General features: G+C 73.2%; 18 protein-coding genes, 1 pseudogene and 1 riboswitch. Of the genes and pseudogenes, 10 read left to right on the top strand and 9 right to left on the bottom strand.

Annotation, left to right across the window (positions count from 1 at the left end):
- Positions 1-304: pseudogene (locus tag ACWEMJ_RS09410) on the top strand (hypothetical protein); the annotation flags it as partial.
- 54 nt (positions 305-358) lie between these two features.
- On the opposite strand, the gene ACWEMJ_RS09405 reads toward ACWEMJ_RS09410, so the two are convergent.
- Both ACWEMJ_RS09405 and ACWEMJ_RS09400 read right to left on the bottom strand, forming a co-directional pair.
- Positions 359-934: a TerD family protein gene (locus ACWEMJ_RS09405; RefSeq protein ID WP_452136379.1), complete on the bottom strand. Its 576-nt coding sequence runs from the start codon at positions 932-934 to the stop codon at positions 359-361.
- 89 nt (positions 935-1,023) lie between these two features.
- On the bottom strand, positions 1,024-1,515 hold the full coding sequence (locus ACWEMJ_RS09400) for a hypothetical protein (protein ID WP_452136378.1): 492 nt from the start codon (positions 1,513-1,515) through the stop codon (positions 1,024-1,026).
- 63 nt (positions 1,516-1,578) lie between these two features.
- On the opposite strand from ACWEMJ_RS09400, the gene arfB reads away from it, so the two are divergent.
- Positions 1,579-2,007, top strand: a complete 429-nt coding sequence (arfB, locus tag ACWEMJ_RS09395; RefSeq protein WP_452136377.1) for an alternative ribosome rescue aminoacyl-tRNA hydrolase ArfB — start codon at positions 1,579-1,581, stop codon at positions 2,005-2,007.
- 8 nt (positions 2,008-2,015) lie between these two features.
- Here the strand turns inward: arfB and ACWEMJ_RS09390 are convergent, their stop codons facing one another.
- Positions 2,016-2,570 (bottom strand): flavin reductase family protein, encoded by a 555-nt coding sequence (locus tag ACWEMJ_RS09390; RefSeq protein ID WP_452136376.1) that lies wholly within the window; start codon positions 2,568-2,570, stop codon positions 2,016-2,018.
- Between the two features lie 293 nt (positions 2,571-2,863).
- Here ACWEMJ_RS09390 and ACWEMJ_RS09385 point away from each other — a divergent pair, with 293 nt between their 5' ends.
- Both ACWEMJ_RS09385 and ACWEMJ_RS09380 read left to right on the top strand, forming a co-directional pair.
- Positions 2,864-4,627 (top strand): diguanylate cyclase domain-containing protein, encoded by a 1,764-nt coding sequence (locus tag ACWEMJ_RS09385; protein ID WP_452136375.1) that lies wholly within the window; start codon positions 2,864-2,866, stop codon positions 4,625-4,627.
- Positions 4,628-4,702: 75 nt separating this feature from the next.
- The gene (locus ACWEMJ_RS09380) at positions 4,703-5,629 is read left to right on the top strand and encodes a hypothetical protein (RefSeq protein ID WP_452136374.1); all 927 of its coding nucleotides are present in this window, start codon (positions 4,703-4,705) and stop codon (positions 5,627-5,629) included.
- Positions 5,630-5,678: 49 nt separating this feature from the next.
- Here the strand turns inward: ACWEMJ_RS09380 and ACWEMJ_RS09375 are convergent, their stop codons facing one another.
- The 4 genes from ACWEMJ_RS09375 to ACWEMJ_RS09360 form a co-directional block, all read right to left on the bottom strand.
- Positions 5,679-6,533, bottom strand: a complete 855-nt coding sequence (locus ACWEMJ_RS09375; RefSeq protein WP_452136373.1) for a class II fructose-bisphosphate aldolase — start codon at positions 6,531-6,533, stop codon at positions 5,679-5,681.
- An 85-nt stretch (positions 6,534-6,618) separates the two neighbouring features.
- A complete protein-coding gene (gene nagA / locus ACWEMJ_RS09370) occupies positions 6,619-7,794 on the bottom strand; it encodes an N-acetylglucosamine-6-phosphate deacetylase (protein WP_452136372.1) in 1,176 nt (391 codons plus the stop codon).
- Positions 7,791-8,723 (bottom strand): ROK family protein, encoded by a 933-nt coding sequence (locus ACWEMJ_RS09365; protein ID WP_452136371.1) that lies wholly within the window; start codon positions 8,721-8,723, stop codon positions 7,791-7,793. Before ACWEMJ_RS09365 ends, nagA begins: the two co-directional genes overlap by 4 nt.
- A 125-nt stretch (positions 8,724-8,848) precedes the next feature.
- On the bottom strand, positions 8,849-9,769 hold the full coding sequence (locus ACWEMJ_RS09360) for an SIS domain-containing protein (RefSeq protein WP_452136370.1): 921 nt from the start codon (positions 9,767-9,769) through the stop codon (positions 8,849-8,851).
- Positions 9,770-9,962: 193 nt separating this feature from the next.
- Between ACWEMJ_RS09360 and ACWEMJ_RS09355 the strand changes: the two genes are divergently transcribed.
- The 4 genes from ACWEMJ_RS09355 to otsB all read left to right on the top strand — a co-directional run bounded on the left by ACWEMJ_RS09355 (position 9,963) and on the right by otsB (position 13,313).
- Positions 9,963-10,751: a DeoR/GlpR family DNA-binding transcription regulator gene (locus tag ACWEMJ_RS09355; protein WP_452136369.1), complete on the top strand. Its 789-nt coding sequence runs from the start codon at positions 9,963-9,965 to the stop codon at positions 10,749-10,751.
- Positions 10,752-10,941: 190 nt separating this feature from the next.
- On the top strand, positions 10,942-12,162 hold the full coding sequence (locus tag ACWEMJ_RS09350; RefSeq protein ID WP_452136368.1) for an extracellular solute-binding protein: 1,221 nt from the start codon (positions 10,942-10,944) through the stop codon (positions 12,160-12,162).
- A 36-nt stretch (positions 12,163-12,198) separates the two neighbouring features.
- On the top strand, positions 12,199-12,429 hold the full coding sequence (locus ACWEMJ_RS09345; RefSeq protein ID WP_452136367.1) for a DUF3263 domain-containing protein: 231 nt from the start codon (positions 12,199-12,201) through the stop codon (positions 12,427-12,429).
- Between the two features lie 41 nt (positions 12,430-12,470).
- Positions 12,471-13,313, top strand: a complete 843-nt coding sequence (otsB, locus tag ACWEMJ_RS09340) for a trehalose-phosphatase (protein ID WP_452136366.1) — start codon at positions 12,471-12,473, stop codon at positions 13,311-13,313.
- A gap of 189 nt (positions 13,314-13,502) precedes the next feature.
- On the opposite strand, the gene ACWEMJ_RS09335 is transcribed toward otsB, so the two are convergent.
- Together ACWEMJ_RS09335 and ACWEMJ_RS09330 are read right to left on the bottom strand one after the other, a co-directional pair.
- Positions 13,503-14,969, bottom strand: coding sequence for an alpha,alpha-trehalose-phosphate synthase (UDP-forming) (locus ACWEMJ_RS09335; protein WP_452136365.1), 1,467 nt, complete (start codon positions 14,967-14,969; stop codon positions 13,503-13,505).
- Positions 14,970-15,053: 84 nt separating this feature from the next.
- A complete protein-coding gene (locus tag ACWEMJ_RS09330; protein WP_452136383.1) occupies positions 15,054-16,028 on the bottom strand; it encodes a glucosyl-3-phosphoglycerate synthase in 975 nt (324 codons plus the stop codon).
- Between the two features lie 163 nt (positions 16,029-16,191).
- Positions 16,192-16,320: riboswitch (SAM riboswitch) on the top strand.
- Positions 16,321-16,337: 17 nt separating this feature from the next.
- Between ACWEMJ_RS09330 and thrC the strand changes: the two genes are divergently transcribed.
- Positions 16,338-17,618 carry a threonine synthase gene (gene thrC, locus ACWEMJ_RS09325; protein ID WP_452136364.1) on the top strand — a complete coding sequence of 427 codons (1,281 nt, stop codon included), beginning with the start codon at positions 16,338-16,340 and terminating at the stop codon, positions 17,616-17,618.
- 34 nt (positions 17,619-17,652) lie between these two features.
- A complete protein-coding gene (locus ACWEMJ_RS09320) occupies positions 17,653-17,931 on the top strand; it encodes a MoaD/ThiS family protein (protein WP_452136363.1) in 279 nt (92 codons plus the stop codon).
- Positions 17,932-18,377: the final 446 nt, after the last annotated feature.

Raw genomic sequence — 18,377 nt, 5'->3', positions numbered from 1 at the left:
GGCGTTCAGCTTCTTCGGCCGGCCCGGCAGTGCCCGGGCGGCGCTGCGGGCGGCCGCGCCGGCCCCGGCGGTCGGCGACCTGGCGGACGTGGTGGGCGACGAGGCGGTGGCCGACAGCGAGCGCTACGCGGTGCCGGCGGCCGGCCCGGTGGACGCCGTGCAGCCCGCGCACCGCGCCGTGGAGCAGCCGCCGAGCCACCAGCACGCGGAGTCGGACACCGAGCCCGCCGAGGTGGTCGACCTGACCCCGCACGACGAGACCGAGCTGCTGGAGCTGCCCGAGCTGCGGGCCGGCCGGCCGTGACGACATGGGAAGGGCCCCGCTCCCGGTGGAGCGGGGCCCTTCTCGCGTCGGGCGTCAGACGTTGACGCCGAAGTCCTGGGCGATGCCGACCAGGCCGGAGGCGTAGCCCTGGCCGATGGCGCGGAACTTCCACTCGGCGCCGTTGCGGTACAGCTCGCCGAAGATCATCGCGGTCTCGGTGGCGGCGTCCTCGGAGAGGTCGTAGCGGGCGATCTCGGCGCCGCCGGCCTGGTTGAGCACCCGGATGTAGGCGTTGCGGACCTGGCCGAAGCTCTGGCCGCGGCTGTTGCCGTCGTAGATCGACACCGGGAAGGTGACCCGGGTGACGTCGGCGGGCAGCGCGGCCAGGTTGACGTTGATCTGCTCGTCGTCGCCGGCGCCCTCGCCGGTGCGGTTGTCGCCGGTGTGGACGACGGTGCTGTCCGGGGTGCTGGTGTTGTTGAAGAAGACGAAGTGGCGGTCCGAGTAGACCTTGCCCTCGCCGTTCAGCACGATCGCGCTGGCGTCCAGGTCGAACTCGGCGCCGGTGGTGGTGCGCACGTCCCAGCCGAGGCCGACGGTGACCGCGGTCAGGCCGGGGGCCTCCTTGGTCAGCGAGACGTTGCCACCCTTGGAGAGGCTCACGGGCATGGTCTGTGGTGTCCCTTCGGTCGGTTTTGCCCTGAGAACGCGGGACGGGCGGCCTTTGGTTCCGCAGCTGCGGCCGTCCGGGTGCGCGCTCAGATTCTGGGGTACCGGCCCTGCACGGTCCAGATGTTCGGGTTGTCCGCCAGATCCTCGTGCAACTCGGTCAGGTCGGCCAGCACGTCCTGGAGGAAGTCCCGTGCCTCACGCCGGAGTTCGGCGTGCCGGACGACCAGCGGCTCGTCGTCCGGGCGCCAGGTGGCGGTGATCTCCACCCAGCCGAAGCGGCGGGCGAAGCGCAGCAGTTCGGTGTTCTGGGTGAAGTCCAGGTCCTCGGTGCGCACCCGGGCCTCCCGGCTGCCGCGCGGGTCCTCGTCGAGGCGTTCGACGATGTCGCACAGCGCCCAGGCGAAGTCCAGCACCGGCACCCAGCCCCAGAGGGTCTCGACGCCGTTGCCGTCGTCGCTCTCCAGGTAGACGTCCCCGGCGAACAGGTCGTGCCGCAGCGCGCGGACCGGGGCGGTGCGGTAGTCGGTCTGCGGGGGGTCGGGGAAGCGGTTGGAGAGGGAGTAGCCGAGCTCGATCACGCCCGCCATTGTGCCGGGTTAACCAGGTGACGGGCGCGCCGCCCGGGCGGGATGATGGGCGGCATGACTGAGCCCGTGCGCGTACGGGGTTCGGTGGTCGTGCCCGACGCCGAGCTCGTCTGGCGCTTCTCCCGTTCCTCCGGCCCCGGCGGCCAGCACGTCAACACCTCCGACAGCAAGGTCGAACTGCGCTGGGACTTGGCGGCGTCCGACGCGCTGCCGCCGGTGTGGAAGGAGCGCGCCCTGGAGCGCCTGGCCTCCCGGCTGGTCGACGGGGTGCTGGTGGTGCGGGCCTCCGAGCACCGCTCACAGTGGCGCAACCGCGAGGTCGCGGCCGCCCGGCTGGCGTCGCTGCTGGGCGAGGCCACCGCGCCGCCGCCGAAGGCCCGGCGGGCCACCAAGCCCACCCGGGGCATGGTCGAGCGGCGGCTGGAGAACAAGCGGCACCGCGCCACGCTGAAGCAGGGGCGGGGCCGGATCAAGCCCGACTAGCTTCTGCGTCAGCCGAGTTGGCGGTAGCCGCCGCGGAAGTACACCAGCGGGCGCTCGGCGGGGGCGGGCACCCGGGCGGCCAGGACGCGGCCGAGGACGAGGGTGTGGTCGCCGGCCGGGATGCGGCGTTCGGTGCGGCACTCGACGGTGGCGAGCGCGCCGTCGATCAGCGGGGCGCCGGAGTGCGGGCCGCGGTGCCAGGCGGCGTCGGCGAACAGCAGGCGGTCGCTGAGCCGGCCCTTCATGGCGAAGCGGGAGGCCAGCGTCCGGTGCTCCTCGCCGAGCAGCGAGACCGCCCAGGTCTCGGCCCGGGAGAGCAGGTCGTCCATCCGGGAGTCCTCGCGCACCGAGATCAGCACCAGCGGCGGCTCCAGCGACACCGACAGGAACGAGGTGGCCGTCATGCCGGCGTCCTCGTCGTCCTCGGCGTCGTGCACGGTCACCAGCGAGACGCCGGCGGCCAGCTGGCCGAGGGCCGCGCGGAACTCCTCGGGGGAGGCGCCGGCCTCCGCGACCGGGGCGGGGGCGGTGGGGGAGGAGGGGGACTGTGGGGAGCTGTACACGTACCGCACGGTAGTCGCCGTCCGGGCGCGCCGGTATCGGGCCCTGGTCGTAGGCCGGGTCGGTCGCTGGGCCGAGCGCACGGGCGGCGCGCCGACGGAAGTCGCCTGGCGGGCGTCCCGTCGTTCCCTGCCGTTTCGAATACGATCATCACTTGATCATTATGTGATTTGAGTCACACTCACAGGCTATTGCTGACCGAGCGTGCCTATCGGAGTGCTCGCTGTGATTCAGTTCTTCTGGCAATCGGACGACACCTCTCAAGAACCATCCGAAGCAGCCGGGGAGCCCCCGCATGGAAGCCGAGTCGGAGCCCTACGTCCGCCTCGCGACCCTCCGCACCTTGCACCGGGTCGTGGCGGACCTCAACGCTGCCCGGAGCCTGGCGGGAACCCTGCAGGCGGTCGTCGAGGGAGCGGTCCACGGGCTCGGGTTCGACGCCGCCGCGGTCAGCCTGGTGCGGCCCGACGGCGACCTGGTGATCGCCGCCGTCTGGGAGATCGAGGAGACCGCGTTCGGCGGCCCGTCCGTGCTGCTCGGCCAGGTCGGCTCCCGCGAGTCCTGGGACCGGATGCTCCAGGTCGCCGACCACTGGGGCACCCTGCGCTTCCTGCCGCACGACCGGGGCTGGGCGATCGCCACCGACATCCCCGCCTGGACCGGCGACGGCCCGCTGCCCGTCTACGACAACGACTGGCACCCCTCCGACGTCCTGCTCGCCCCCATGTACAGCGCCGGCGGCGACCTGCTCGGCATCCTCTCGGTGGACCGGCCGCGCAGCGGCAAGCGCCCCGGCGCGTGGACCCGCGAGGCGCTGGAGATGTTCTCCCTGCAGGCCTCGATAGCGATCGGCAACGCCCGGCTGCGGGCCGAGATGCAGCGCGCCCTGGCCCGGCTGGAGAAGGAGCAGCAGGCCCTGCGGGCCAGTGAGGAATCCTTCCGGCAGGCCTTCGAGTACGCGCCCAGCGGCATGGCCATCACCGAACTGCACGGCGACGGCACCGGCCAGCTCACCCGCGTCAACGACGCCCTGTGCCGGCTGCTCGGCCGGCCCCGGGCCACCCTGCGCCAGCAGCGCTTCGTCGACCTGGTCCACCCCGACGACCTGGAGCTGCTGCTGCGCACCAGCGCCGAGGGCGGCCGGGCCGAACTGCGGCTGTCCCGGCGCGACGGCGGCTACCAGTGGGTGTGCCTGCGCAACTCGGTGGTCGCCGACGCCACCGAGGGCCCCAGCTTCCTGCTCACCCACGTCGAGGACATCGAGGACCGCAAGCGGCACGAACTGCAGCTCGCCCACCGGGCCAGCCACGACGCGCTCACCGGGCTGCCCAACGGCGCCGAGCTGCGGGCCCGGCTGGCCCGGCGGCTCTGTACCAGACCGCCGCTGCCCGCCCCCGGGCTGCCGCCCGGCGCCGCGCACGCCCTCCAGGACGGCGCGCCGGCCGAGGGCGGCCCGTTCACCCTGGCGCACGGTCACCCGGCCCCCGACGAGGCCCTGGAACGCGACCGGGAGGCCTTCGCGGCCGGCGAGGTGCTCCGCCACGACGCGGCCGCCGCGCACCACGTGCACGCCGTCGTCCCGTTCGACCCGGCGGCCGGCGAGCTCTGGCACGGCCACCGCCGCGCCGGGCCGGAGAAGGGGCTCGCCGTCCTGTACTGCGACCTCGACGGGTTCAAGCTGGTCAACGACCGCTACGGCCACAACGCCGGCGACGCCGTGCTGATCGAGATCGCCCGCCGGCTCCAGCAGGTCGTCCGGGAGGGCGACACGGTGGCCCGGATGAGCGGCGACGAGTTCGTGGTGCTGGCCGACGCCATCGGGCGCGAGGAGGCCAAGGAGCTCGCCGGGCGGCTGCGCAGCGCCATCCTGCCGCCGATGCGGATCGACAACCGGGCCGTCCGGGTCGGCGTCAGCCTCGGCATCGGGTGGGCCGGCTGCGGCATGAGCATCGACGAGGTGCTGCACTCCGCGGACGAGCGGATGTACGACGAGAAGCGCACCAGGGGCGGCGCCGCCCGGGGCTCGCGCGGCGAGCGGTCGCACCGCCGGGCGGGCTGAACCGCTTCGTCCGCCCCGAAGGGCGGCAGGTAGGGTGCCCTGGGTACGAGAGCATCCAGTCCTGGGGAGTTGACCGTGACGACCGCCGGCAGCAACGACGGCGCGGGCGAGGACGACCCGTTCGCGTACCTCTACCGTCCCGCCGAGGGTGAGCAGCCCGCGGCCGAGCGGCCCCGGACCGGGTACAGCCGCCCGATGGAGGTCGGCCGCGCCAACTACGGGGAGCGGCCCGCGTATCCGCAGACCCCGCCGCCCGCCGGGCCGGGCTTCCCGCCGGCCGGGCCGGGCGCCGGACCGGGGCAGGAGACCGCCGCGCTGCCGCAGCAGTCCCGGTACGCGGAGCGCTCGCGTCCGCGGCCGGGCGAGGACCGGCCGGCCGGGCGCGGCAAGGCCGCCGTGATCGGTGCCGTCGCGGTGGTCGCCGCGATCGCCATCGGCGCGGGCGTCGCACTGTCCACCGGCGACCCGGACGCCGGTAAGAACCAGGCCGGCGGCGCCACCCACAGCCCGTCCGCCCCGGCCGAGTCCGGCTCCTCGGCGCCGTCCGGCCCGTCGCCCAGCCCGAGCGCGCTGAACGAGCCGCTCGGCGACGCGTCCAAGCTGCAGGCGCAGGGCGCGGGCACCGACGCGGCCGTCAAGGGCGCCGTCTCCGCGGACGGCAAGTACCTGGCGCTGCAGGGCGGTTCGTCGGTCACCTGGACGGTCAACTGGGACACCGCGGGCCGGACCAAGGTCTGGCTGCACTTCAACAACACCGGCGCCGACCAGCCCGCGCAGGTCACGGTGAACGGCAAGGAGCACCCGGGCGGGGTGACCTTCAAGAACTACTCCAAGGGCGGCGGCCAGGACCCGGCGCAGTCCTGGTACAGCACCAACATATGGCCGGACCTGCAGGCCGGCTCCAACACCATCACGGTGACCCTGCCGGCCGGGGCGGGCCCCGTGCTGCTCGACCAGATGGCGGTGACGCCGATGTCGGTGGACAAGTACCCCGTCAAGTGACCGCCCCGACGGGGGCGCCGGAGCACGTTCCGGCGCCCCCGTCGGCGGGTCAGCGGCCGGTGACCACCCGGGACAGCTGCTCGACGGTGCGGGTCATCGCGTCGCGGCCCGCGGCGAGGTACTTGCGCGGGTCGGTGGCGGTCGGGTGGGCCGCCAGGTGGTCGCGGACGGCGGCGGTGCAGGCCAGGTTGAGCGCCGTGCCGATGTTGATCTTCACCATGCCGGCCGCGACGGCCGCGGCGAGCTGCTCGTCGGGGACGCCGGAGCTGCCGTGCAGGACCAGCGGGACGGGGACGGCGGCGGCCAGTTCGCCGATCAGGGCCAGGTCGAGGGCGGCGGTGCGCGAGGTCATCGCGTGCGAGGAGCCGACCGCGACGGCCAGCGCGTCCACGGCGGTGTCGGCGACGTAGCGGGCGGCCTCCGCCGGGTCGGTGCGGGCGCCGGGGGCGTGCGCGGACAGCGGCGGCTCGCCGTCCTTGCCGCCGACCCGGCCCAACTCGGCCTCCAGGTACAGGCCGTGGCGGTGCGCCCAGGCGGCGGCCTCGGCGGTGGCCTTGACGTTCTCGTCGTGCGGCAGCGCGGAGGCGTCGAACATCGCGGAGGAGAACCCGGCGGCGGGGGCCGCGCGCAGCAGGTCGAAGTCCTCGACGTGGTCGAGGTGGAGCGCGACGGGGACGCGGGCGGCGGCGGCGATCTCCGCGCAGGCCCGGGCGACCGGCAGCAGCCGGCCGGCGCGGTAGGCGACCGCGTTCTGGCTGAGCTGGAGCACGACGGGCGTCCCCGCGGCTTCGGCGCCGGCGGCGATCGCCTCGGCGTGCTCCAGGGTGATCACGTTGAAGGCGGGCAGTCCGCGCCGGTCGGCGGCGGCGGACGCGAGCAGGTCGGAGGTGGTGGCGAGCGGCAAAGGGGGTCTCCCGGTGGGGTGAGCAACGAGGCGCAGGTTCCGCTGCTCACCCCCGTGCGGACCCGCCCTCGCGGGCGGCGCCGGGTCAGGCCGGGTTGCCGGTCCTGGTGAAGCGGTCCGCGCCGACGATCCACTCGCCGCGGCGCATCACCGCGGCGAGCTCGTAGGTGTCGGAGTCGAGGACGACCAGGTCGGCGTTCTTGCCTGCCTCCAGGGTTCCGAGGGTGCCGTCCAGGCCCATCAGCCGGGCCGGGACGGTGGACAGCGAGGTGACGGCCTGGTTCAGCGACAGGCCGAGCACGGTGACGGCGCGCCGGAAGGCGACGTCCAGGGTGAGGGTGGAGCCGGCGATGGAGCCGCCCTCGACCAGGCGGGCGACGCCGTTCTCGACCCGGACCTGGAGCGGGCCGAGCGGGTACAGGCCGTCGCCCATGCCGGCCGCGCCCATCGCGTCGGTGATCAGCGCGACCCGCTCGGCGCCGGCGGTGCCGTAGGCGAGTTCGAGCACCGAGGGGTGCAGGTGGATGCCGTCGTTGATCAGCTCGACGGTGACCCGCTCGTCCTCCAGCAGCGCGACGATCGGGCCGGGCGCGCGGTGCTGGATGCCCGGCATCGCGTTGAACAGGTGGGTGGCGACGGTGGCTCCGGCGTCGATCGCCTCCAGGGTGATCGCGTAGTCGGAGTCGGTGTGGCCGACGGCGGCGATGATGCCCTGGTCGGCGAGCATCCGGACGGACTCCAGGCCGCCGGGCAGCTCCGGGGCGAGGGTGAACATCTTCGCGTGGCCGCGGGCGGCGTCGGCGAGCTTGCGCACCAGCGCCGGGTCGGGGTCGCGCAGCAGGTCGGGGCGGTGGGCGCCGCACCGGTTGTGTGAGATGAACGGGCCCTCGAAGTGGATGCCGGCCAGGACGCCGTCCTCGACGAGTTCGGAGAGCACGGCCGCCTGGCGGCAGACCTCGTCGATCTCGCCGGTGACGGTGGAGGCCATCGTCGTGGTGGTGCCGTGCTCCAGGTGCGTGCGGGCGGCGGTGAGCGCCTCCTCGGCGACACCGGAGGCGTACGAGGCGCCGCCGCCGCCGTGCACGTGCAGGTCGACGAAGCCGGGGACGACGGTGTACCCGGTCAGGTCGAGGTCGCCGGGCGCGGTCTCGCCGCCGAGGTCCGCGATGCGCGGCCCCTCGACCGTGAGCCGGCCGCCTTCGATCACCCCGCCGGGCAGGACCAGTCGGGCGCCGGCCAGTGCAGTTCGGTCCGCGGTCACGCGGTCACCTCCATGGAGAGCAGATCCCAGGCGAGCAAACCGGCGCCCAGGGACGCGGCGGTGTCTTTGAGCATGGCCGGAACGACCTTCGGGGGCATCTGGAAGGTCAGGCGCTCGGTCACCGCCGCGCGCAGCGGCGTGAAGAGGGTGTCACCGGCCTCCGCCAGCCCGCCGCCGACGATCACCGTCGACGGGTCGAGCAGGCTCTGCGCCAGCACGATGCCGTCGGCGAGCGCGTCCACCGCGTCCTGCCAGACCGCCACGGCCGCCGGGTCGCCGGCCTCGACGGCCAGCGCGCAGGCGGCGGCGTCGGCGTCCGGGTCGCCGGTGGCCTCGGCCCAGGCCCGGGACACCGCCGAGGCGGAGGCCAGGGTCTCCAGGCAGCCGCGGGCGCCGCAGCCGCACTGCGGGCCGCCGGGGCGGACCACCACGTGCCCGATCTCGCCGCCGTAGCCGTGGGCTCCGGCCTCGATGGCGCCGTTGATGCCGATCGCGCCGGCGATGCCGGTGCCGAGCGCGATGAACAGGAAGCGGTCCACTCCCCGGCCCGCGCCGATCCGGCCCTCGGCGAGCCCGCCGGAGCGGACGTCGTGGCCGAGGGCGACCGGGACGTTGCCGAGGCGCTCGCCGAGCAGCTTGCGCATCGGCAGGTCCCGCCAGCCGAGGTTGGCGGAGAAGACCGCGATCCCGTTCTTCTCGTCGATCGTTCCCGGCACGGCGACGCCCGCCGCGAGGGGGGCGGCACCGAACCGGGTGCGGCCCTCCTGCGCCAGGTCGGCGGCGAAGTCGAGGATGGTGGCGACGACGGCGTCGGTGCCGTGCTCCCGCCCGGTCGGTCGGCGTGCCTCGTACAGCACGGAGCCGTCCTGGGCGACCAGCGCGGCTTTCATGCCGGTGCCGCCTACATCGAGTGCGATGACGTGCTTCACGGGGGACAGTTTCCCTTGGCCAGGTCGAAGAGGTCTAGTCCAGTTGCTCGATTGGTCTGGTCCTGAGAGGTGAGGTTTGTCGCTCTTTGCCGACTCCTGGGGGTTTTCGGGGCCTTGGCGGGCGGTCAGGTCAGGATGATCGAGCGGGTCAGGTTGCGCGGCTCGTCCGGGTTCAGGCCGCGGTGCTCGGCCAGCGCGACGGCCAGCTTGTGCACCCGGACCAGGTCCGCCAGCGGGTCCAGGCCGCCGGCGCCGGAGTCGGCCACCAGCCGGCCGCCGACCGCCGCCACCTCGTCCGCCAGGCCGACCGGCAGCGCGCCGAACGCCCAGGCGGCGCGGCCCGGGGCGGTGATCGAGATCGGGCCGTGCCGGTACTCCATCGCCGGGTAGGCCTCGGTCCAGGCCAGCGCCGCCTCGCGCATCTTCAGCCCGGCCTCCTGCGCCAGGCCGTTGGTCCAGCCCGCGCCGAGGAAGGAGATCTGCTCCAGCTCCACCAGCTCCTGCGGCACCTGCCAGGCGACGGCGCGCTCGGCGTCCGCGGCGGCCTCGGCGACGGTGGCGACGCCCGCCGGGCGGGCCTCCTCCAGCTCCAGGTGGGCGCGCAGCAGCGCGATCACGGTGGTGGCGAAGCGGGTCTGCACCACCGAGCGCTCGTCGGCGAAGCCCAGGTCGATCAGGTGGCCGGCGTCCGCGGCCACCGGCTGGTCGACGCAGGCGGTGATCGCGGTGCTCGGCAGGTCGGTGTCGGCGAGCAGCCGCAGCACCTCGGTGGTGGTGCCGGAGCGGGTGATCGCCAGCACCCGGTCGTAGCGGCGCCCGTGCGGGAACTCAGAGGCGGCGAAGGCGTCGGTCTCGCCGTGGCCGCCCGACTCGCGCAGCGTGGCGTACGCCTGCGCCATGAACCAGGAGGTGCCGCAGCCCACCACGGCCACCCGCTCGCCGCGCCGCGGCAGGCCTGCCGGGCCGCTCGCCGCCAGCGCCGCGGCGGTGCGCCAGTTCTCGGGCTGGGTGGCGATCTCCTCGCCGGTCAGGGACAGGTGCGGCATGGGTGCGGACTCCTTACGAATGCCTGCGGCTACGTGCCTGCGGTCGGCAGGACGGGAGAGGTGTGCGCAAAGCTGATTGTTTTATAGCCGTTTCGCGCAGCATTGCGCAATGCATCGGCGGCGACCGGGGTGTGCGAAGCTGTCCCGGCCGAGCCGCGGGGCGCGCGCCGGCGAGCGCGGAAGGAGCGGAACGGTGTCCAGGTACGAACGGTGGAACGCGCTGCTGGAACTGCTGGCCGAACACGGCAAGTTGGACGTCGAGGAGGCGGCCGGCGCGCTGGACGTCTCGGCCGCGACCATCCGCCGCGACCTCGACCAGCTGGCCCGCCAGCAGATGGTCACCCGCACCCGGGGCGGCGCGGTGGCGCACAGCGTCTCCTACGACCTGCCGCTGCGCTACAAGACCGCCCGCAACGCCGACGCCAAGCAGCGGATCGGTGCCCTGGTGGCCGGCCTGATCGCCCCCGGCCAGGTGGTCGGCCTGAACGGCGGCACCACCACCACCGAGGTGGCCCGGGCCCTCGCGGTCCGCCCCGACCTGGCCGAGCACCCCGAGCACGGCCAGAGCCTCACCGTGGTCACCAACGCGCTCAACATCGCCAACGAGCTGACCGTCCGCCCCCAGGTGAAGATCGTCGTCACCGGCGGCGTCGCCCGCCCGCAGTCCTACGAGCTGATCGGCCCGCTGGCCGCCCAGGTGCTCGGCGAACTCACCCTCGACACCACCGTGCTGGGCGTGGACGCGATCGACGCCGAACACGGCGCCACCGCGCACCACGAGGGCGAGGCCGCTGTCAACCGGCTGCTCGCCGAACGGGCCCGCCGGGTCGTGGTCGCCGCCGACTCCTCCAAGCTCGGCCACCGCGCCTTCGCCCGGATCTGCGGCCTCGACCGGGTCGACACCCTGGTCACCGACAGCCAGGTCGACGACCGGCTGGCGGCCGCCTTCGGCGAGGCGGGAGTCACCGTTCTGAAGGCCTGAACGTCCTATTAACGGACGCTTGCTGACGGGTCGTCACTCTGAGCGCAACAAGATCTGACACTTCGATAACTCCGCCAGGACAGGCCTGGACCACATCACGGGACACCTGCCAGGGTCACGCTGTCACCCTTATGAAGGCGGTCCATTCGTGAAGCGATCAGCGCTGCTCCCCCTGCCCATCGTCGGATCCTTGCTGCTCACCGGCTGCGGGGTCCTCGACATGTCGGGAGGTGTCACGCTCAACCTGGTCGCAGCCGACTACGGCGACAACGAGACCAACTCCAGCTCGATCTACTGGAACGACCTGGCCCGCCGCTTCGAGGCCGCCAACCCCGACATCAAGATCAACGTCGACGTGGTCAGCTGGAACGACATCGACAAGCACCTTGCCGACCTGATCGCCAAGGGCAAGACCCCCGACATCGCGCAGACCGGCGGCTACGCCGACCAGGTCGCCGCCGACCGGCTCTACCCCGCCGGCGACGTGCTCTCCAACAGCACCCAGGTCAACCTGCTCGACTCCTTCGCCAAGGCCGGCCAGGTGCTCGGCAGCCAGTACGGCATCCCGTTCATCTCCTCCAGCCGGGTCTTCTTCTACAACAAGGACATCTTCGACAAGGCCGGCATCGCGAACCCTCCCACCACGTGGGACGAGCTGCGCCGGGCCGCCGAATCGATCAAGTCCAAGGTGCCCGGCGTCATCCCGTACGCGCTGCCGCTCGGCCCCGAGGAGGCCCAGGGCGAGGCGATGATCTGGACCATGAGCGGCGGCGGCGGACTCTCCGACAACGCCGGCAACTACACCATCGACAGCACGCCGAACCGGGCCACCTTCAGCTGGCTGCGCACCAACCTGGTCGACAAGCGCCTCACCTACGACGACCCGTCCAAGGTCGACCGCAAGACCGCGTTCAACGACTTCGCCGCCGGCAAGACCGCCATGCTCAACGGCCACCCCGGACTGGTCAGCAAGGCCGTCGCCGGCAAGATCCGGTACGGCACCGCCGTGATCCCGCGCAAGGACACCGGCGTCAAGCCCTCCACCCTCGGCGTCGCCGACTGGGTGATGGCGTTCAAGGCGAACGGGCACAAGGCCGAGATCAAGAAGTTCCTCAACTTCGTCTACACGAAGGAGAACACCCTCAAGTTCGACGAGCAGTACAACATGCTGCCCGTCACCCAGGACACCCTTGAGGAGATGTCCGCCAACCCCGCGCACAAGGACCTCACCGAGTTCCTCAACGCGCTGCCGAGCGCCAACTTCTACCCGCTCGGCGACCCCTCCTGGGACAAGGTCTCCAGCATGCTCAAGCAGCGCATCGGCGAAGCCGTGAAGCCCGGCGCGGACGGGGTGCTCGGCGACCTCCAGACCGCCGCGGCGGCGGAGGCCTCGCGGGCCCGCAAGGGGTGACCCCGTCCTGACAGCCGGGGTGCTTAGCCTGGACGCATGGCTGAACTGACCGACCGCGACCGGGCGGTACTCGAACTGGAAGCACGCGGGTGGCGGACCGCCGGCGCCAAGGAACAGGCGATCCGGCAGGAACTCGGCATCTCCGCCACCCGCTACTACCAGCTGCTCAACGCCCTCCTCGACCGGCCGGAGGCGCTCGCCCACGCCCCCGTCCTGGTCAACCGGCTGCGGCGGGTCCGGCAGAACCGGCGCGACGCCCGGCAGTGAGACCCGCCCGCCGGCGGCGTGCGCCAGGTAGCGTCGGGGCCATGGGAATTGCTGAGCAGATCACGTCCCAGGCAGGGCGGACCGGACTGGCGGGCCTGCTCGCCGACCCGCGCTCCGCGGTCGTGGGACTCGACTTCGACGGCACGCTCGCCCCGATCGTCGCCGACCCCGAACAGGCCCGCGCCCACCCCGGCGTGGTCCCCGCCCTCACCGCGCTCGCGCCGCTGGTCGGCGCGGTCGTCATCGTGACGGGGCGGCCCGCCGCCACCGCCGCCGCCTACGGCGGCTTCGCCGCCACCCCCGGGCTGGAGCACCTCACCGTCCTCGGGCACTACGGGGCCGAACGCTGGACCTCGACGGACGGCGTCACGGCCGCGCCGGTGGCGCCCGGGGTGGCTGCGGTGCGGGGCGAACTCCCTTTGATCCTTGAGGAGTTGAAGGCGGGGGAGGGGGTGTTCGTGGAGGACAAGGAGCGGGCGCTGGCGGTGCACACCCGGCGGGCCGCGGACCCGGACGGGGAGTTGGCGCGGCTGCGGGCACCGCTGGGTGAACTGGCCCGGCGGCACGGGCTGGTGGTCGAACCCGGGCGGATGGTCCTCGAACTGCGGCCGCCCGGCGTCGACAAGGGCGTCGCGCTCCGGAAGTTCCTGGCGGAACGGGACGCCGGGGCGGTGCTGTTCGCCGGCGACGACCTCGGGGACATCGCCGCGTACGAGGAGATCGCCGCCCGCCGCAAGGCCGGCCACCCCGGGCTGCTGGTCTGCAGCGGGCCCGTCACCGGCGAGCGGCCGGTCCGCGAGCTCGCGGACCGCGCGGACCTGGTGGTGGCGGGGCCGGCGGGGGTGGTGGACCTGCTGACTGAGCTCGCGCGACTTTTGAAGTGAGGGCGGGGGCGGGCGCGAGGGCCAGGGAGCGCACCACCAGGGGCGCGGGGAACTGCGCGACAAGCGCAAGTCACGTCCGCAAGGTCGCGATCAAGTGCAAGTGATTGTCCCGCGTCGCGATCTTGCGGTGGGATGCCTTCCGCTTCGCGCAGTTCCCCGCGCCCCTGGTTGTGCGCTTCCTCCCCGCGCTCAGAGGGCCCGCAGTTGGTCGAGGAACCACTGTTGGGGCGGCAGCGCCGTTGCTGCGGCGGCGAGGCGTTTGGTGCGGTCGGCGCGGTCGGCTTGGGGCATGGCGAGGGCCAGCGCCAGCGCTTCGGCGGTGGCGACGACGTCGAACGGGTTGACGGTGATCGCGTCCTCGGCGAGTTCCTCGTGGGCGCCGGCCTCGCGGGAGAGGACCAGGGCGCAGCCGTGGTCGGAGACGACGGGGACTTCCTTGGCGACCAGGTTCATGCCGTCGCGGACGGGGTTGACCAGGGCGACGTCGGCGAGCCGGTACGCGGCGAGGGAGCGCGGGAAGTCGTCGTCGACGTGCAGGACGAGCGGCTGCCAGTCGGGGGTGGCGAATTCGGCGTTGATCTCCTCGGCGATCCGCCGCACCGCCGCCGTGTAGTCGCGGTACTCGACGAGGTCGGTGCGCGAGGGGTAGGCGAAGGCGATGTGGACCACCCGGTCGTGCCATTCGGGGCGGGTGCGGAGCAGGTGCCGGTAGGCGAGCAGGCCGCGGACGATGTTCTTGCTGAGTTCGGTGCGGTCGACCCGGACGATGGTGCGCCGGTCGCCGACCGTCTCACGGAGGGCGGCGAGGCGTTCGTCCACGTCGGGCCGGTGGGCGCGTTCGCGCAGGAACTCGCCGTCGGCGCCGAGGCCGTGGACGCCGAGCCGGGTGGTGCGTCCGGCCAGCGTGACGGTGAGGGCGTCGCGGTCGACGCTCGCGCCGAGGACGGCCTCGCAGCAGTCGGCGAAGGCGAGGGCCCAGCGGCGGGTGAGGAAGGCGGCGCGGTCGGCGCCGAGGATGCCGCGGAGGACCTCGGCGGCGATGTCGTCGGGCAGCAGCCGGTAGTACTCGGGCGGCGCCCAGGGGGTGTGCGAGAAGTGGCCGATGCGCAGGTCGGGGCGGAGTTCGCGGAGCAGCGCGGGGGCCAGCGAGAGGTGGTAGTCCTGGATCAGGACGGCGGCGCCGGGGGCGGCCTCGGCGGCGAGGGCGTCGGCGAAGGCGGCGTTGTAGGCCCGGTAGGCGGCCCATTCCGTGCGGAAGCCGGCGTCGAAGGCGGGCTCGGTGGGGATGTCGTACAGCAGGTGGTGGACGAACCACAGGGTGGAGTTGGCGACGCCGTTGTAGGCGCGGGCGAAGGTCTCCGGATCGATGTCCAGCATGCGGACGGCCTGTCCGCCGACGTCGTGGCCGGCCCGGTCGAGGCGGCCGTCGGGGGCCTGCCGGGCGGCGGTGCGGTCGGCGTCGGAGAGGGCGGCGCAGACCCAGACGGCGTTCGGGTCGTCGATCGCGGAGAGCCCGGAGACCAGGCCGCCGCCGCCTCTGCGGAGGCTCAGCGTGCCGTCGTCCTCCGTGCGGAAGGACACCGGGCCGCGGTTGGAGGCCACCAGGATCGGGGCGGCTCCGGACTGCGTGGGGCGTTCGGACGCGTGATCGGCCATACAGCCAACCTTGCCGTGTGATCAGCGGACCAAACCACCCGGCGCGGTCCGCACCCGGTGAACAGTCGGGGTCGGCCGGGCCGGTCAGCGGTCGCGGTACTCGGGCACGGTGACCATCGGGGGACGCTCGGTGGCGGGGACGGGGTGGGTGCGGGGGGTGAAGCCGTCGGGGGTGCGGGTGTACTGGGTGAGCAGCGGGCGGACCAGGTCCTCGTCGGCCTTGAGCCGGTGGCTGCGGTCGAGGCGTTCCAGCGCGGTGCGGTAGATGGTGGCGGCCATCCGCCCGAGGGCCTGGCCGTCCTGGTGGCGGTGGTGCCGGACGCCGACGTCGACCTGGGCCAGTGCGTCGAGTCCGACCAGCTCCAACGCGTCCACCAGCAGGCCGAGTTCGACGCCGTAGCCGGTCGGGAAGGGCAGTCGCTCCAGCAGGCTGCGGCGGGCCGCGTACTCGCCGCCGAGCGGCTGGACGAAGCCGGCCAGCTGCGGCCAGTGCAGGTTGAGCAGCGGGCGGGCGACCAGTTCGGTGACCCGGCCGCCGCCGGCCGGGACGACCGCGCCGGCCGCCTCGAACGGCCGGTCGTACATCGCCTTGACCAGGTGCAGCGCAGGGTCGGTGAGCAGCGGGCCGACGATGCCGGAGACGAACGCCGGGTCGAATTCGCGCAGGTCGGCGTCGATGTAGCAGACGATCGCGCCGCTGCTGGCGAGCAGCGAGCGCCACAGCACCTCGCCCTTGCCGGGGGCGGCGGGCAGCCGGGGCAGGATGGCGTCGCGGTGCACCACCCGGGCGCCGGCGGCGGCCGCGGCGGCGGCGGTGCCGTCCACCGAGCCGGAGTCGACCACCAGCAGCTCGTCCACCAGGGGGACGCGCTCCATCAGCTCGGTGCGGATCGCGGTGACGATCTCGCCGACGGTGGGCTCCTCGTCCAGGGCGGGCAGCACCACGCTGACGGTGCCGGCCGGGCCGGCGGCGCGCTTGGCGGCGAGCAGCCGGTCGAGCGGCCGGTCGGCGGCCGTCCAGGATCGGCGGCGCAGCCAGTCGGCCACCTCCGGCAGTATCCCGGGCTCGGGCTGCTCGGCCAAGATCTCGCTCCCTGTCTCGGACCGTCTCGGGTGTCGGACGGTGGGGTTCGACTGCACCGGCCTTCCGTTACAGTCTTCGTACTGCGTTCGGACCTTCGCACGTCGGGGTCTTTCGCAGCGTACGACCACAACTTCACAGAGCTCATCCAGAGGGACTGAGGGAACGGCCCGTTGAAGTCCCGGCAACCCTCCCGTGCGGCCGCGCAGGCCCGGCGGGACAGGTGCCAATTCCGTCCCGGGCGCGACCGCGACCCGGGGAAGATGAGGAGAAAGGGCCTCGCCACCATGGCTGTTGACACCCCCGCACCCGCCGCCGTCGACCTCGGTCCGGCCACCGCGCTGTCCTGTCGCGAGTGCGGCACCCGCTTCCCGCTCGGCCCGAGCTTCGCCTGCCTGGAGTGCTTCGGCCCGCTGGAGATCGCCTACGACTACGCCGGCTACGACGCCGAGGAGCTGCGCAAGCGGATCGAGGCCGGCCCGGCGTCGATCTGGCGCTACGCCCCGCTGCTGCCCGTCCCGGCCGACGTCGCCGGCAAGCCGAACCTGAACCCGGGCTGGACCCCGCTGGTGAAGGCCGACAACCTGGGCCGCGAGCTGGGCTTCACCGCGCAGCTGCACATCAAGGACGACTCCGGCAACCCCACCCACTCCTTCAAGGACCGGGTGGTGGCCTGCGCCATCGAGGCCGCCCGCGCGTTCGACTTCACCACGCTGTCCTGCTCCTCCACCGGCAACCTGGCGGGCGCGGTGGGCGCCGCCGCGGCCCGGGCCGGCTTCAAGTCCTGCGTGTTCATCCCGCACGACCTGGAGCAGGGCAAGGTCGTGATGGCCGGGGTGTACGGCGGCGAGCTGGTCGGCATCGACGGCAACTACGACGACGTGAACCGCTTCTGCTCGGAGCTGATCGGCGACCCGGCCGGCGAGGGCTGGGGCTTCGTCAACGTCAACCTGCGCCCGTACTACGGCGAGGGCTCCAAGACCCTGGCGTTCGAGATCTGCGAGCAGCTCGGCTGGCGGCTGCCCGAGCAGATCGTCATCCCGATCGCCTCCGGCTCCCAGCTCACCAAGATCGACAAGGGCCTGCAGGAGCTGATCAAGCTCGGCCTGGTCGAGGACCGCCCGTACAAGATCTTCGGCGCCCAGGCCGAGGGCTGCTCCCCGGTCTCCGCCGCCTTCAAGGCCGGCCGCGACGTGATCAAGCCGGTCAAGCCGGACACCATCGCCAAGTCGCTGGCGATCGGCAACCCGGCCGACGGCCCGTACGTGCTGGACATCGCCCGCCGCACCGGCGGGGCCGTCGAGGACGTCACCGACGCCGAGGTGGTCGAGGCGATCAAGCTGCTGGCCCGCACCGAGGGCGTCTTCGCCGAGACGGCCGGCGGCGTCACCGTCGGCGTGCTCAAGAAGCTGGTCGAGACCGGGCAGCTCGACCCGAGCAAGGAGACCGTCGCGATCAACACCGGCGACGGCCTGAAGACCCTCGACGCGGTCGCCGACTCCGGCATGACCGCCGTGATCCGCCCGACGCTGGAGTCCTTCCGCGCCGCCGGCCTCGTCTCCGCCTGAACCGCCGCCCCCACGCCTTCCTAGGAGCACCCCCATGAGCGCCACCGTCCGCATCCCCACCATCCTCCGCACCTACACCGGCGGCGCCGCCGAGGTGACCGCCGAGGGCGCCACCCTGGCCGCCGTCATCGCGGACCTGGAGGCCAACCACGCCGGCATCGCCGCCCGCCTGCTGGACGACACCGGCAAGCTGCGCCGCTTCGTCAACGTGTACGTCAACGACGACGACGTGCGCTTCGCGGACGGCCTGGAGACCGAGATCAAGGACGGCGCCTCGGTGTCGATCATTCCGGCGGTGGCCGGCGGCTGCTGACGCCGCGCATTCGCCCCGTCCCGGCAGCCGCCGTCAGGCCTTCGGAATTCGATTTCCGAACCGCCTGGCGGCGGCTTGCCGCATCCGCGCCGGGTGCGCTTCCCGGGTGCGGGCGGCCGGGTTTCCGGCCCGGCGGGGCGCTGGAATTCCGGCGCCCGCACAGGAGTAGAGTGCCGGTGGCGCCGTTCCCCGATACGGCCCGTTCCAATCCTCGTTTTTCCCCGAATCGCACTCGCGCCGGTCCCCGTCCCGTCCCGCGCTCTGAGACATGCGCCGGACCGTTCACCGCCCGACCTGTCAGGCCGCCGTCAGAATTCTTCCGGCGATTTGCGGTGACGCGTCCGTTATGTCCGGTGGCAATTGTCGCCCCGCACACCTTTCGCCCCGTCATATCCCCTGGCGGGTACGGAGTTTCCGCGAAATTAGGGCCTGTTGCGCAGGGCGCA

It is taken from the genome of Kitasatospora sp. NPDC004531, assembly GCF_053602195.1.
The sequence above is the reverse complement of the archived record's forward strand: the minus strand, read 5'-3'. Positions and strand labels throughout refer to the sequence as shown.